We start from the raw sequence: 14,308 nt of genomic DNA, 5'->3' as shown, positions 1-14,308 counted from the left end.
AAGACTTGGCCCGTGACCTGGCGGAAAGAGGAGGAGGCTAAACCTGCTACTATAACGACTTTTCAAGACCGCCGTTACGGCTTCCTGACAGCCCGAACAAGGTGCAAGGCAAGCTGTAAGGCTGCGGTCCAGCGCCGCGGGAAAGAGGTCTAACTGGGGCCCTTTTTCGCGAGTACAAGGCGCCGCGAGGCGCCGGACGAGCGTCTGGCAAGGCCGCCGGCCCGAATGCCGCGCCGTATGTTTGCCGCCCCGCTCATTCAAAGAACGTTCCCGATGTCCAATCCGTCCGCAACATCCTCACGCATGAGCGCGCCTGAAATGCGCGCGACCGTGTCGCTCGCCGCCATCTTCGCGCTGCGCATGCTCGGTCTCTTCATGATCATGCCGGTGTTCTCGATCTACGCGAAGACCATCCCCGGCGGCGACAACGTGCTGCTGGTGGGGATCGCGCTGGGTGCGTACGGCGTGACGCAGTCGATGCTGTACATCTTCTATGGCTGGATCTCCGACAAGGTCGGCCGCAAACCGGTCATTGCGATCGGTCTCCTGATTTTCGCGCTTGGCAGCTTCGTCGCGGCGGGTGCGCACGACATGACGTGGATCATCGTCGGGCGGGTGATTCAGGGCATGGGCGCGGTGTCGTCCGCGGTGATCGCGTTTATCGCCGATCTCACCTCCGAAGAGCATCGCACCAAGGCGATGGCGATGGTCGGCGGCAGTATTGGCGTTTCGTTCGCGGTGGCGATCGTCGGTGCGCCGATCGTGTTCCAGTGGGTCGGCATGAGCGGCCTGTTCACGCTGGTCGGCATTTTCTCGATTCTGGCGATCGGCCTCGTGCTGTGGGTCGTGCCGGATGCGCCCAAGCCAGTGCATGTGCGCGCGCCGTTCGCCGAGGTGCTGCATAACGTCGAACTGCTGCGCCTGAACTTCGGCGTGCTCGTGCTGCACGCCACGCAAACTGCGTTGTTCCTCGTCGTGCCGCGTATTCTCGAAGCCGGTGGCCTGCCGGTCGCGTCGCACTGGAAGGTGTATTTGCCGGTGATGGGCCTCTCATTCGTGATGATGGTCCCGGCGATCATCGCCGCCGAAAAACGCGGAAAAATGAAAATCGTGCTGCTTTCCGCGATCGGTCTTATCCTGATCGGACAGTTGTTGTTGGGCGTCGCACCGCATACGATTCTGACTGTGGCGGCGATCCTCTTTGTCTACTTTTTGGGCTTCAATATTCTTGAAGCGTCACAGCCTTCGCTGGTGTCGAAACTGGCGCCGGGAACCCGCAAGGGCGCGGCGGCGGGCGTGTACAACACCACGCAGTCGATCGGTCTTGCGCTGGGTGGGGTGGTCGGCGGCTGGCTGCTCAAGGCGGACGGTCAGAGCGCGGTGTTTTTTACTTGCTCGGGACTCGTCTTTTGCTGGCTTATAATCGCGGCAAATATGAAACAGCCGCCGCGCAAGGCGTAAGAGCGCCCCCAACCCTGGCGCTCCGCGCCAGGCCCCCCGAGGGGGGCAAGGAAACTTGGGACGGCCCGGCGTTTCTTGACAGAACTCACCCGGTGGCGGGCAGAGGCGCAGTTCTGGTCTCCGGCCTGCCGGCCATCAGACGCGAACCGCGCGTTGCCGCGCCGCCCGTAACAGAATCAACAGGAGAAACTCATGGCATCCGTGAACAAGGTCATTCTCGTCGGCAATCTCGGAGCCGATCCGGAAGTCCGTTATCTTCCGAGCGGCGACGCACTGGCGAACATCCGCCTTGCGACAACGGATCGGTACAAGGACAAGACGTCCGGCGAAATGAAGGAAGCAACCGAATGGCACCGTGTGGTGTTCTTCGGCCGGCTTGCTGAAATCGTGAACGAATATCTGAAGAAGGGTTCGTCGGTGTACCTGGAAGGGCGCATCCGCACCCGCAAGTGGCAGGCTCAGGACGGCACCGACCGTTACTCGACCGAAATCGTCGCCGAGCAGATGCAAATGCTGGGTGGCCGTGGCGGTTCGACGGGTGGCGGCGGTGGCGACGAAGGTGGTTACAGCCGCGGTGAGCCGTCGGAGCGTAGCGGCGGCGGTGGCGGTCGCGCGGTTTCGGGCGGCGGCGCTTCGCGTGGCGGCAGCGGTGGCGGCGGTGGTGGTTCGAGCCGTCCGAGCGCGCCGGCCGGCGGTGGGTTTGATGAGATGGATGACGATATTCCGTTCTAATTCTGACTAAAATAGTTTTTTGTTGGTAAAAGCCCGCCCTCCTATGGAGCGCGGGTTTTTTATTTGCGCATCGGCATCAATAAGGCGGAAAGACGTGCGTGCTCCGCGCACTCAGTCGGGATAACGCCGCCGCCAAAGTCAAAAAATCACCGCCTGAGGTGCTCCAGTGCATCTCTCATCGGCAAACTGGAAACGACAATCGGCCCGGAAAACGGTGTATCCAGATCGACAATCACATAGATAGCGGAAGCAATCGACACGGCCCCAAGCGAGATCGTGACCAGCGCCAACGCATTGCGCGGCGCGATCAATCCGAAGCTGAGAAAAATCACGCACAACCAGAACGTCAGCGTCATCAAGAAAGGCAGAGAAATTGAGCTGTGCGCTTCCTCGATGATTTTCCATCGGGCATCCACAGTTCGCCGATATTGCGTCAAGGCATCATCGAGCGCGCGCTGTTGTAATGGGTCGTGCGCTCGCAATTGCCGCAACTGCCTGCCCACCGCGGTTAGCATGTCGCCGAGCCGTACGTTCTCCAGCTTCTGCGAGTTGTCCTGTGTTCCGATGTTCTTCGGATAGTCACCGGCTGGAGCCGGCTCGCCCGGCCATGTCGACGCAATCGCCGCCGCGGTGTACACGCGCAGCAGGTTGCGGGCCTCATCGGTATCGCTGCCGTACTCCCGCAAGGTCGTGTCTAACTCGATCAGGTCGGCCGCATAGGTGCGCAAATCATTCGACTCGGTATCGAAACTGGATTTCGCGGACGCTGTCATCAACCCCAGCACCAAAGCGGCAAACGTCACCAACATGCCGATAACCAGCTGGATGAGTTGTACGGTTTCGTGTGCCTTGTGCTCCTCAGGCAGCAACGGTCGCACCCACACGCCAAAGCCGGTTCCGACAAGCAGTAAGGCGAAAACCAGCAGGGCCGAGCCTATTTCTGACATAGAAATGCTCCGGAGACGCGCGATTCGTCACTTTCTACCAACCACTGCCTGCCGACCACCCGGGTAGTCCCGCAAATGCCCCCGCTCAAACAGCGGCCGACTTCCGCTCGTATGTTGATGTATCGCAACCGTATGCGCCATCAACCATAAAGTTCTCTGTAATCCCGCCGTAGACCATCTATGTGGCATTCGCTTAAATTTTGAACAAAGGTTGCGGACCTGGCCGTATGGGCTTGGGCGCAGCACGCGTGGCCGAGGCTAATTTTCTGAAACGTTCGGTCAGGCAGCCCAATGGAGACCAGTCCGATGCTTAAAAATCTGTCGATTCGCACCTGCCTTACCTTGATGATTGTGTTCTTCGGCGTGGTGCTGCTGTTCGGCGCTGCAGCCGGACTGTTGTCGTTGCGTTCGAGCAACGCGTCGCTGCAACAGATGTACACCGTGGACACACCCGCAGTCGCCGACCTCGAAGGTAGCGCTGGACAACTGCTGCGCCTGCGTCTGGCGCTGGCGACCTACGCATCGTTGGTCGACCTGAACGATCAGGACGGTGCGAACGCGGTGCTCAATCGCTTTGATCAGTACCAGAAAGCATCGAACGATCGCCTTGCCCACTATGTGAGCCGCGCGAGCACGGATGTCGACGAACAGCGCCTGATCAAGGACATGCAGGACAAGCGCGACACCTTCCTGCACGAGGGCGTCGATCCGGCGCTGGCCGCGCTCAAGTCCGGCGACAAGACCGCATTTGAGCAGTTGCAGGCGCACAAGCTGTCGTCGCTCTACAGCGCGTACGAGAAGGCCATGCTCACGCTCGAGCAATTGCAAATCGATCACGGCGCACAGCGTTATCAGGATGCACAGGATCTGTTCTACGCAATCTGCATTACGGTGGCGATCGGTATGGGGCTGTCGCTGCTGGGCGCCTTGATCGGACGGGCGGTCATGGTGCGGGCCATTGTCAGCCCGGTCGACGCAACCATTGCGCAGTTTCAGCGAATTGCCAATGGCGATCTGACCGGCCGGATCGACGTGACGAGCAATAACGAAATGGGCCGTCTCGCAGCGGCGTTGCGCAAGATGCAGGACTCGCTGATCGAGACGGTGAACGCTGTGCGTCACGGTACGGAATCCATCGATACGGGCGTGAGCGAGATTGCGGCGGGTAATACTGATCTGTCGCAACGTACCGAGGAACAGGCCGCGTCGCTTGAAGAAACGGCAGCCAGCATCGAAGAGCTGACCTCGACGGTCAAGCAGACCGCGGACAACGCGAAGCAGGCGAGTTCGCTGGCGCAGGGTGCATCGAGTCTTGCTGCGCAGGGTGGCGATCTGACGGAGCAGGTGGTGGGCACGATGCATGGCATCGTCGACGACTCGCGCCGGATTGCCGACATTGTCGGCGTGATCGAAGGCATTGCTTTCCAGACCAATATTCTCGCGTTGAACGCGGCGGTCGAGGCGGCGCGCGCGGGAGAGCAAGGGCGTGGGTTTGCGGTGGTGGCGAGCGAAGTGCGGTCGTTGGCACAGCGAAGCGCCGCGGCGGCAAAGGAGATCAAAGGGTTGATCGATGCATCGACGGCTCGCGTGCAGGCGGGCTCGCAGTTGGTCGAGCGCTCGGGGTCGACGATGACCGAGATTGTCAATTCGATTTCGCGCGTGAGTTCGATCATGGGTGAGATCGCGGCTGCTGCGCTTGAGCAGAGCACCGGGATCGATCAGGTGAATCTGGCTGTTGCGCAGATGGATGAGGTGACGCAGCAGAATGCCGCGCTGGTTGAGCAGGCTGCTGCTGCGGCTGGTTCGCTGGAGGAGCAGGCTCGCAGGTTGACTTCGGCGGTGGCTGTGTTTCAGACGGGGAGTGGGGACTCTTCTCTTGCCGGTCGGCAAGGTGGGGCCGCGGCTGCGCCGCGGAAGGTTGATGCGGGTGAGTTTGTAGCGGCTTGATGCGGCAGACCACCTAGTGTGCTGAAGGGTGATCGAGCGCTTGCGTGCGCTGCATGAAAATCAGTACAGGGTGCGCGCCAGGCCAAATGTAAAGATTAGTTATAATTCGCGCGTTTAGCCTGTTTGGTTGATCGTCTTAAAAAATAGGTGCGTTAGATTGTTCCTGCCGTTAGACAAAACGGCGCGGGTTTGACAGCCCGCAGCGAAGTACGGCACTGCCCGCGAAAGTGGGTAGTGCTCACCTACGCGCGCCGCGTTCAATGGGCGGGTCGTGGTGAGGAAGCCGAGAGGCTCGCCGGTTTCGTATTTCGCCCGGTCTGTCAACCTCACCACGTGCCCGCTCACCTTTCAGCGAGTGTCGGGCGATTCAGGAACGAACCGGAAATCGCACCATGAGCAAATCTACCAAGAACCCTCAAGCAACCTCACGCGCGCCCGTTGATGCGCTCCAGTACGAGAAACTCGCGCTCTCAGCTTTCGATTTGTGCAACCGGCAGTTGGATCAACTTAAGCGACTGGTTACGCTTGCGGCCTCAATACGTAGGACTCCCTGCATGACAAGGGAAGAACGGCAAAGCCAACAAGCGTTGCTGGAACTGCTTGTCGAAACTGGCGAAGGATACGAGCGCGAGATTGAATGCGACCGCGAACTGTACCAGGTGATCGCGCTTGATGCGAAGGACGTGCCTCATAGCCGCATCACGGCCAAACGTGCCGCGAGCCTTCTGTCTGAGGCAGTGCGGAAGAAATCAGATGAAAAGCTGAACGCGAAACCCGCAGATACCACGCGACCCAAACCGGTGCGCACAAAGGTCGCGTCGCGAGCAGAAGCGGGTGCACAGGCCGCCGCCGTTGCACATTAACCGGCACTAGAGGCCACCACGCAGAAGCAATGAAAAAGGCGCGAGCCGCGCGTAAGACATTGGGCAAAAAATGGCCCGCTGAGTGCGGGCCTTCTGACATGCTATTCGCGGTTAAGCGCCGCAAAGGCTAAACCAGGCTCAAACGGTCACTGCTGCGCCGCGTAATACTTAGCCACGCTATCGATCTCCGCCGAGGTCATCTGCCGAGCCACATTCCGCATCTGCTCATTGATATCGTTATGCCGGGCACCGGAAGCAAACGCGCGCATCTGCGCAGCGAGATAAATGGACGACTGTCCCCCAAGCCAGGGCGCAGCCCCTTTACGATCCGACTGTCCATGACAGGCCGCACAAGGTGCAATATTCCGCTGCGGATCACCCTGCATCGCAAGCTTCACAGCATTCGCATCCGGTCCAACGCCTACAGGCAAAACCTCGGCCGCCGGCGCGCGAGACAGCGAAGCATAATAAGCCGCTAAATCATGCAGATCCTGATCGCTGCGAGCCGCAATAATCGGCTGCATCACCGCGTTCTGCCGCACACCGTTCTGATAGTCGCGCAACTCTTTATAGACCACGTCGGCATACTGCCCGGCCAACGCGGGCGCCGTCACCTGCACCGTGCCTAGCACGCCATGACACATCGAGCAATTCTGCGTCGCGATCGTCGCGCCGCGGCCAATCGAATTCGTGTCAGCGCGCGCCCGCCGCAAAGGCGGCAAGACCACCACCTCGCTCGGCGCCGGACCGGCAATATTGGCGCCGCCGTACCAACTCGACGGCGCGCCTGCCGCGCTGCAAATCGTCGCCCATAAGCCGCGCTCGCTGAATCCGCTGTTCGCCGATGGCAACCAGATGAAGCCGATCAGTATCGCCACCACGGCAATCGCAATCGTGCCGCCCAGGCTCGCCGTGAACCACGGGTTGCGCAAGCTGAAGACGCGTTCCTGACTCATCGCTGCGCTCCAACGACAACTGCCGGCACGGACGTCTGCGGCAATCTGAGCAACTGAACGATCGGCACACTGTAGTTGACAACCGTCAGCCCGATCATCAACGCCACCCACAAGCCGAAACTATTGAGCGCGGCAGGCACGTGCTCCACTGGCTGCACCGCGCTCGCGAAACGGAAACTCTGCTGCTGTACCTGCGGCCCGAATTGCGACTTCGCGAGGATGTAGATGAACAGCATGCCCGACACCACCAGGATCATTCCGCCCACCGCCGACATCCCCACCCAGAACGCCTGCGATTCCATCCCCGGCATGTTGTAGTCGTAGTAGGCCATGCGGCGCGGCGCACCGAGCAGACCGACGTAATGCCACGGCAGCGTCACCACCATCATGCCGATGAACCACAGCCACAGTTGCGTACGCACCAGTTTCACCGATGCAATCGCGCGGCCGGTCAGTTGCGGCCACAGTTCGTACGCGATCGCGAAGTACATGATGACGATCGCCCCGCCGAAAATCAGATGGAAGTGTCCGGTCACCCACTGCGTGTTGTGCACAGACGAGTTCAACTGATAGCTCATGTTGATCAGGCCACCCGCACCGCCAAGACCCAGCATCACGAACGAAAATGCGATCACCAGCATCATTGGGTTCTGCCACGGCAACGTGGTCAACCAGCCGAACGCGCCTTTGCCACCACGCAACCGTCCGGCGATTTCCACAGAAGCGCAGATGGTGAACACCGTCAGCAACGTCGGCACGGACACCATGCCGGTGAACACCGCATGCAGGAATTTGAAGCCCGAGCCGACCTGCGGATCGGCGAACAGGTGGTGAATGCCGATCGGCATCGCGAATACGAGGAACAGAATGAACGACACGCGCGCCATCGAATCGCTATAGAGCCGTCCGCCGATCGCACGCGGCACCAGCGTGTAGTACGCGATGTAAGCCGGGATCAGCCAAAAGTAGACGATCGCATGCAGCGTCCACGAGAACAGGATGCGCGAGAGGCCGGCATCGATCGTGTTGGTGAGACCGAAGGCGACGGGCAAGATCTGGAACAGGATTTCGAGCGCCGCACCGATCGCGGTCCATGCCCACAGATACGCGCCTGCGACGTTGGCGAACATCGCGAGCGGTATGGGCTTGCCAGGATTCGCACGCTTCCAGATGCGCAGATTCACGTGCATCAGCGCGACCCAGATCCACGAGCCGACCACCACCAGCACCACGCCAAGGTAATAGAACGGACTGCCGATCATCGGCGGATAGAAGGTGTAGAGCACCGAAGCTTTGCCGAGCGCGACCTGCACCATAGCCATCACCGCGCCAACTGCCAGCATGATGAACGCGGCCCACGCCCATTTCAGACCGACGAGCCGTTGTGCCAGCGCGAGTTCGACGATCGCGTAGCCAAAGCCCATTGAAACCAGGGTGGGCAGCACGTAAGCCATCACCGAGCCATGCGCGGTCACCGATCGATAGTAGAGTTCGGGGTCGCCGACCCACGGCACCAGCGGGCTGCGTACCAGCATCTGCCACGCGCCGAGCAGCAGCGCGACCAGAAACGCGATGAAGGCCAGCCAGAAATGCGCGAGAACGAGTCGCTTAGCGTGAAACACAGCTGAGCCTCCGTGATTGTCGGGCTTGCTCGAAGAACGTGGCTTTGTCGACGACCTTGACGTGCGCCCACATGGTCTGGTGGCCGAAGCCGCAGAACTCGTGACACGGCATGGTGTGATCGGCGGGTTGGTCGAAGCGGGTATTCAGCGTAGCGACATAGCCGGGCACGACCATCGTGTTGATGTTGGTGTCGGTCACGAGCAACCCGTGCACGACGTCGGCGCTGGTGGTGCGGATCGTGATCGGCGTGTCGGCGGGCACCAGCAGACATTGCGGCGTAAACGAATACTGCTGCGCGACGAAACGCACAACGACCGAACCGTCCGGCTCGACGGCGCTGCCGAGGTTGTCTTCGACGAACTCGCCCGACAGTTGCAGGCGCGAAGGATCGATCGTCTCGACCCGCGACGGCGGCATCATCGCCCAATGGAGCCCCGAGAACACGATGACGACGAGCATCAGCACGATCAGCGCCGTGGCGAAAATCGCCCAGCGGCGCTCGGCGCGTAAGGCGACTTCGTGGCCGCTGCCCGGTTGGTGATTGGAATCAGTCGACATAGTCAGTGGATGACGCCGCGCGGCAGAAAGACAAGAAAGTAGAAGCCGAACCAGATCGCTATGACGATCAGCGTGGCGACACCGGCCACGGCGATCGCACCGTGCGGGCCGGCCGCGACGACGCGTTCCACTTCTTCATCCGTAGGTGGGGCCGCGCTGCGGGTATCGTTCGCTTCCATCTGGAGATTCTCCGGTGCAGCGGTTCAGGTTCAGTGCAGCGGCGCTTTGCGCAATTCGTTGACCTCGCGGGACGTCACCGGCTGGCCGTGGTTGCCCCACGCAGTGCGGATATACGTGACGACGGCGGCGGCATCGGTGTCGTTCAACTCCTGACCGAACGGAGGCATGCCGTACGGCTCGGGATTGCGCGCGGTGCCGGGTGGGAAACCGCCATTGAGCACGATACGGATCGGGTTGACCGCGGAGTCCATTTCGATCGACTGGTTGCGTGCGAGCGGCGGGTAGTGCTGCAACTGGCCCTCGCCGCTCGCGCCGTGGCATAGCGCGCATTTGTCGGCGTAGATCTTTTCGCCGAGTGCGAACACGTTGGTATTGGTCGGTGCGGACGGGCCCGATTTGCGGCCGCGGTTGTCCGGTAACGTCTTGAGATAGACGGCCATCGCCTTGACGTCATCTTCCGTCATGTACTGAAGGCTGTGATAGGTGACTTCGGCCATCGGCCCGTACACAGCGCCGCGATCGGAAATGCCAGCTTGCAGCAGATCGACGATGTCCTTGATGCTCCAGTCGCCGAGACCGCCGTCTTTATCGGATGTGAGTGAGGGCGCGTACCAGTTCTGCACCGGAATCAGACCGCCCGCGAACTGTTCGCTTTGCGACGAGCCGCCGAGCATGTTGATCTTGGTGTGGCACATCGTGCAGTGGCCGAGCCCGTCGACGAGATACGCGCCGCGATTCCATTCGACCGATTTGGTCGGGTCCGGCTGGAACTCGCCTTCACGGAAATACAACGTGCGCCAGCCGTACAGCAGCTTGCGCTGATTGAACGGGAAGCGCAGCGTGTGCTTGTGGTTCGGCTCGCGTACCGGTGCCACAGACTTCAGGTACGCGAAGATTGCGTTCGAGTCTTCACGTGTGACCTTGGTGTACTGAGCGATCGGCATCGCAGGGTAGAGCAGAGTGCCGTCCGGCGTGCGGCCGGTGCGCATCATCTTGAAGAACGCGTCCTCGCTCCATGTGCCAATGCCGTACTGCGCGTCCGGCGTGATGTTCGGCGAATACAGCGTGCCGAACGGCGTATCCATGGCGAGGCCGCCGGCGAACAGCTTGCCACGCGGCGCGGTATGGCAGGCGACGCAGTCGCCGGCGCGCGCCAGATACTCGCCGCGTTTGACGATGTCGGGACGGGTGTCGGTTTTGTCGGCAGTGGCCATTGCGGTCGTGGCGGTCGTGGCGACAGGCACGGCTTCAGCCGCGCTCGCCTCTGCGATCAACAACGCACGCGGTGCGCTGAAAAGCGCGGCGCCGCCACCGACGATCAAGCCGGCAACCAGCAAGCAGGAGACGAGCGAAACAGCGGTGCGACGGCGCTTCGTCATGGCATACGCAACAGGGCGGCTCGAGCGGAAGGTCGGCTTCATTGCGGTTGGCTCCCGCATGCAAGCGGCAGCCGCTCAGCGGACGCCGGCGAGGGCCGCGGATCGGCAGGGCGCGGCTGGCGCGCGAGCCAGCTCGATACCGCGGTGATGTCCTTGTCGGTCAGCTTGACGGCGATCGAATGCATGCAGTCCGGCGCAAGCGCGTGACGTGTGCCCGAGCGCCACGTACCCATCTGCCCGGCGATGTAGCTCGCATGCAGGCCGAGCAGTCCCGGAATGCCAGGTTGCGTACCCGTCATGCGCGCTCCATGACACGCGATGCACGCCGGGATCTTGCGTGCCGGGTCGCCTTGGGTGACGAGCCGTTGTCCGGCTGCGAGCACTGCCGGTGCGACGTCGGTGTGATCGGAATTGGGGTAGGGCGGTTGCAGGTCCGCGAAGTACTGGCTGATCTTGCGCAGATAGTCGTCGGGCAGGAAGGCGAGCAGATAGCCCATTGGCGGATAAGTACGGCCGCCGTCACGAAACGCACTCAACTGATTGAACAGGTAGTCGGCCGGTTTGCCGGCGATGCGCGGGAAGTAATCATTGTTCAGACCTTGGCCTTGCACGCCATGACACGAGGTGCAGGCACGCACGCGCTCGTCCATGGCAGAGGGCATCGCGGCTGACGCGTCGGTGGCTGCGAACGCCGCGCCACGCCACATGACGTAAAGCACCACCAGAATCGAAAATCCGATAGATCTACGATGCACGCGAGGCCTCGCCGAGGGAACGGTTATTTTCGCTATTTATTTCTCATGCATTCGCTCGTGAATTCACTCATCGGATTCGATGAACGATGCATGACAAGCCTGCCAATTCTTTTTCATAACGACTGCATGAACAGCAAATCGAAACGGACTTATTAAGGAGGCACAGTATTGAAGCGATGCGGCAATGCAACTTCTATATAAAGCAATGATCTGCCTGAGTGCGCCAATGGGTGGCGGCTTTCGGGCTGCGGTAATAACGCTTGATGCGTGCGGCAGACGTGTAGCAGGTTGCAGGAATTTATCCGATGCGTCAATAAAATTTGATAGGTCAATTGGTGGCGTATTTTATCAGCACAGGCGTCGATTAGAGCGCCATCGATATTTGTTCTGTGTCTGGTTCGAGTGCGGACTGCATCGCCGAATGCGATTGATGCGCTGCGTTTCTGTCGTGTTCCTTGAGTCGCAGCGCGCGCATCGACGCGGAGCGCGTCAACTGAAGAGATGCATCAACGCCGTGCGTGCATTACTGACGCGTTCGCTTTCGCCGATTCGCCCCGGCAACAGATGAAACTCGACAGCGGGCAGTGCGGGCAACCCGACGCTCTGCGGACAGGCTACCAGGCCCCCGCCGATCGATGATTCGTTCAGGCAGGAAATGCCCAGCCCGGCCTTCAGCGCTAGTTGCAAGCCAGCCACTCCCGAGGCCGAATGCGACACCAGATACGGCACCTTGTGCTCATCGAGGAGTTTCACGACGAAGCGCTGCAACTGACAACTCGACGGTAGCAATACCAATGAATAAGGCGTGGCCGGCCGCGGACTGGCATCGGCCGCGCAGACCCATAGCAGTTTCTCGCGCCGCACCACGGTGCTTTGCGCGCTGCCGCGCCGGTTGGTGGAGCGTGCGTTCCCGGTGACGAGCCGCAACGAAAGGCCGATGTCGTACGACGCATCGTCGCCGGCGCTGCTATCGATCACCGCGCTCGGCTGCACGGTGACGTGCAGTTTCAGGCGCGGATGCTGTTCCGAGAATGTCTTGAGAATGCGCGCGATGTCGAGCGGACGGTAGTAGTCCGTGATGGCGATGCGCAGTTCGCCGTCGAGCGAGCGGCCTTGCAGGTCCTCGAACGCCGCCTCGCTCATGGCGATGATGCGGCGCGCGTGATCGAGCAGGCGGCTACCGGCCGGCGTGGCGGTCACACCCTGCTTGCTGCGCACGAAGAGTGGCTGGCCAGCGCGTTCCTCGAGTTTCTTCAGTTGCTCACTCACCGACGACTGCGACAGGAACACGCGCTCCGCGCCCGCCGAAACGCTGCCCGATTCGGCGACGGCGACGAAGGTGCGCAACTGCGTCAGGTCAAATCCGCGCTGGCTCATGATTCGGTGTATCCGATGGAAATCATCTGATTTTCCGGCTTTTCCGATGGATTGCCCAGCCGTAGGATACCTCCAATTCATTCATTGCAGAGGCTGTCATGGGAAACGATTCGATTGCCGCCGTGCGGGTGCCGGGTGAGCGTACGGCGAGCCATCGGTGGAAAGTGCTGGGAGTCGGCTTTGCGGCGAACGCGAGCTTTTCGGCCGCTTTCTCAGGGATTCCGACCACGGCCGTGTTTTTGCGTTCGGGCTATCACCTCGGCAACGACGGGCTGGGGCTGGTGCTCGGCATGCTCGGTTTGGGCATCGCGGTCAGCGAGTTGCCATGGGGACTCCTGACCGATCGTTGGGGTGATCGCCGCGTGCTGTTGCTGGGGCTTCTTTCGACTGCCGCGGCGCTAGCCGGGCTGGCGTTGTTCGCGGTGCCGTCCGGCTCGCATGTGCCGGGCGTGGCGACGCTCGCGCTCGGCTTGTTGCTGGTCGGCCTACTCGGCGGCAGCGTCAACGGTTCGAGTGGCCGTGCGGTGATGGCCTGGTTTCGCGAAGGTGAGCGCGGCCTCGCGATGAGCATTCGGCAGACTGCGGTGCCGGCCGGTGGAGGCCTGGGCGCGCTGATCTTGCCGGCGCTTGCCTCGCGATTCGGCTTTGCCAGCGCGTACACCGTGCTGGGCCTTGCGTGCGCGATTACTGCGGTGTTCGCATGGTGGTGGTTGCACGAGCCTTCGCACGTCGAAGGGAACGGTGTGGGTCCGGCTCGCAACGCTGCGGTTGCCGGAGCAGGTGCAGGTGCGGTGCCGGTGAAGGTTTCGCCGTTACGCGACATCGGCATCTGGCGCGTGGCGCTCGGCGCCGGCGCGTTGTGTGTGCCGCAGATTGCCATCGTGACATTCGGGACCGTCTTCCTGCACGACTTCGGCCGCGCCGGTGTGCTGGCGATCAGTTTGACGATGGCGGCCGTGCAAACGGGCGCTGCGATTGCGCGGGTCTGGAGCGGTGCGTGGACCGACCGGCGCGGCAATCGACGTGCTTACATGCGCGCCTGCAGCGTGCTGACCGCGGTGCTGTTCGCCTCGCTCGCGCTGGTGACGGGTCTGGCCGGGATGCACCATACGGCGATGACAGCGGTGGTCGCGCTGATGATCGTGCTGGGCGGCATAAGCGCATCCGCATGGCACGGCGTTGCCTTCACGGAACTCGCGACACTCGCGGGGACGAGCCGTGCAGGCACCGCACTCGCGATCGGCAATACCTGCGTCTTTCTCACGTTGTTCCTGACGCCGCTCGCGATTCCGCTGCTGTTGTCGGTGGGTTCGTGGCCGATGGTGTGGGCGGTAGCCAGTGCATGCGCCTTGATCGCGTTACCGGTATTTCCGCGCACTGCTCGCGTTAGCAAGCTGACGGCGGCACGCGCTTGTGATGCCACATGATGAAGTAATGGTGGCCGGTGGCGTCATGCTGCTGGTCAAATTCGTTATTTTTCACGCGACGAGAGCGGCGGCGCGCGCTCTCGTCGCTGCAGTGCTTTTCAGA

Annotated in this window: 13 protein-coding genes; 5 read left to right on the top strand and 8 right to left on the bottom strand. The window is 61.4% G+C overall.

Annotation, left to right across the window (positions count from 1 at the left end; translation table 11 throughout):
* Positions 1–273: 273 nt before the first annotated feature.
* Positions 274–1,461 (top strand): MFS transporter, encoded by a 1,188-nt coding sequence (locus M0D67_RS08395; RefSeq protein ID WP_154565570.1) that lies wholly within the window; start codon positions 274–276, stop codon positions 1,459–1,461.
* Between the two features lie 192 nt (positions 1,462–1,653).
* Positions 1,654–2,193, top strand: coding sequence for a single-stranded DNA-binding protein (locus M0D67_RS08390; protein ID WP_154565571.1), 540 nt, complete (start codon positions 1,654–1,656; stop codon positions 2,191–2,193).
* A 146-nt stretch (positions 2,194–2,339) separates the two neighbouring features.
* Here M0D67_RS08390 and M0D67_RS08385 read toward each other — a convergent pair whose 3' ends face one another.
* Positions 2,340–3,140 (bottom strand): DUF4239 domain-containing protein, encoded by an 801-nt coding sequence (locus M0D67_RS08385; RefSeq protein ID WP_154565572.1) that lies wholly within the window; start codon positions 3,138–3,140, stop codon positions 2,340–2,342.
* A 306-nt stretch (positions 3,141–3,446) separates the two neighbouring features.
* Between M0D67_RS08385 and M0D67_RS08380 the strand changes: the two genes are divergently transcribed.
* Entirely contained in the window at positions 3,447–5,087 is a 1,641-nt protein-coding gene (locus tag M0D67_RS08380) for a methyl-accepting chemotaxis protein (protein ID WP_154565573.1), read from the top strand.
* A 392-nt stretch (positions 5,088–5,479) separates the two neighbouring features.
* Positions 5,480–5,950, top strand: a complete 471-nt coding sequence (locus M0D67_RS08375; RefSeq protein WP_154565574.1) for a hypothetical protein — start codon at positions 5,480–5,482, stop codon at positions 5,948–5,950.
* 146 nt (positions 5,951–6,096) lie between these two features.
* Here M0D67_RS08375 and M0D67_RS08370 read toward each other — a convergent pair whose 3' ends face one another.
* The 7 genes from M0D67_RS08370 to M0D67_RS08340 all read right to left on the bottom strand — a co-directional run bounded on the left by M0D67_RS08370 (position 6,097) and on the right by M0D67_RS08340 (position 12,778).
* Positions 6,097–6,906 (bottom strand): c-type cytochrome, encoded by an 810-nt coding sequence (locus M0D67_RS08370; protein WP_154565575.1) that lies wholly within the window; start codon positions 6,904–6,906, stop codon positions 6,097–6,099.
* Positions 6,903–8,528 (bottom strand): b(o/a)3-type cytochrome-c oxidase subunit 1, encoded by a 1,626-nt coding sequence (locus tag M0D67_RS08365; protein WP_266238515.1) that lies wholly within the window; start codon positions 8,526–8,528, stop codon positions 6,903–6,905. The genes M0D67_RS08370 and M0D67_RS08365 overlap by 4 nt, the downstream gene beginning before the upstream one ends.
* Positions 8,515–9,087: a cytochrome C oxidase subunit II gene (locus M0D67_RS08360; RefSeq protein WP_154565576.1), complete on the bottom strand. Its 573-nt coding sequence runs from the start codon at positions 9,085–9,087 to the stop codon at positions 8,515–8,517. The genes M0D67_RS08365 and M0D67_RS08360 overlap by 14 nt, the downstream gene beginning before the upstream one ends.
* A 2-nt stretch (positions 9,088–9,089) precedes the next feature.
* A complete protein-coding gene (locus M0D67_RS08355; RefSeq protein ID WP_166618295.1) occupies positions 9,090–9,266 on the bottom strand; it encodes a hypothetical protein in 177 nt (58 codons plus the stop codon).
* Positions 9,267–9,296: 30 nt separating this feature from the next.
* The gene (locus M0D67_RS08350; RefSeq protein WP_154565577.1) at positions 9,297–10,688 is read right to left on the bottom strand and encodes a cytochrome c; all 1,392 of its coding nucleotides are present in this window, start codon (positions 10,686–10,688) and stop codon (positions 9,297–9,299) included.
* A complete protein-coding gene (locus M0D67_RS08345; RefSeq protein ID WP_168435920.1) occupies positions 10,685–11,401 on the bottom strand; it encodes a c-type cytochrome in 717 nt (238 codons plus the stop codon). The genes M0D67_RS08350 and M0D67_RS08345 overlap by 4 nt, the downstream gene beginning before the upstream one ends.
* 489 nt (positions 11,402–11,890) lie before the next feature.
* Positions 11,891–12,778 carry a LysR family transcriptional regulator gene (locus M0D67_RS08340; protein ID WP_154565578.1) on the bottom strand — a complete coding sequence of 296 codons (888 nt, stop codon included), beginning with the start codon at positions 12,776–12,778 and terminating at the stop codon, positions 11,891–11,893.
* A gap of 98 nt (positions 12,779–12,876) precedes the next feature.
* Here M0D67_RS08340 and M0D67_RS08335 point away from each other — a divergent pair, with 98 nt between their 5' ends.
* Positions 12,877–14,205: an MFS transporter gene (locus M0D67_RS08335; protein WP_154565579.1), complete on the top strand. Its 1,329-nt coding sequence runs from the start codon at positions 12,877–12,879 to the stop codon at positions 14,203–14,205.
* Positions 14,206–14,308: the final 103 nt, after the last annotated feature.

The sequence above is a fragment of the Paraburkholderia sp. SECH4 genome (assembly GCF_030511745.1).
GTDB classification, from domain to species: Bacteria; Pseudomonadota; Gammaproteobacteria; order Burkholderiales; family Burkholderiaceae; genus Paraburkholderia; species Paraburkholderia madseniana.
Note: the sequence above shows the minus strand (reverse complement) of the source record. Positions and strands in the feature narration are given on the sequence as shown.

Coding starts and splice junctions, on each gene's coding strand:
- M0D67_RS08395 (WP_154565570.1), top strand. CDS start 274: ATGTCCAATCCGTCCGCAACATCCTCACGCATGAGCGCGCCTGAAATG.
- M0D67_RS08340 (WP_154565578.1), bottom strand. CDS start 12,778: ATGAGCCAGCGCGGATTTGACCTGACGCAGTTGCGCACCTTCGTCGCC.
- M0D67_RS08370 (WP_154565575.1), bottom strand. CDS start 6,906: ATGAGTCAGGAACGCGTCTTCAGCTTGCGCAACCCGTGGTTCACGGCG.
- M0D67_RS08355 (WP_166618295.1), bottom strand. CDS start 9,266: ATGGAAGCGAACGATACCCGCAGCGCGGCCCCACCTACGGATGAAGAA.
- M0D67_RS08335 (WP_154565579.1), top strand. CDS start 12,877: ATGGGAAACGATTCGATTGCCGCCGTGCGGGTGCCGGGTGAGCGTACG.
- M0D67_RS08380 (WP_154565573.1), top strand. CDS start 3,447: ATGCTTAAAAATCTGTCGATTCGCACCTGCCTTACCTTGATGATTGTG.
- M0D67_RS08360 (WP_154565576.1), bottom strand. CDS start 9,087: ATGTCGACTGATTCCAATCACCAACCGGGCAGCGGCCACGAAGTCGCC.
- M0D67_RS08390 (WP_154565571.1), top strand. CDS start 1,654: ATGGCATCCGTGAACAAGGTCATTCTCGTCGGCAATCTCGGAGCCGAT.
- M0D67_RS08385 (WP_154565572.1), bottom strand. CDS start 3,140: ATGTCAGAAATAGGCTCGGCCCTGCTGGTTTTCGCCTTACTGCTTGTC.
- M0D67_RS08375 (WP_154565574.1), top strand. CDS start 5,480: ATGAGCAAATCTACCAAGAACCCTCAAGCAACCTCACGCGCGCCCGTT.
- M0D67_RS08350 (WP_154565577.1), bottom strand. CDS start 10,688: ATGAAGCCGACCTTCCGCTCGAGCCGCCCTGTTGCGTATGCCATGACG.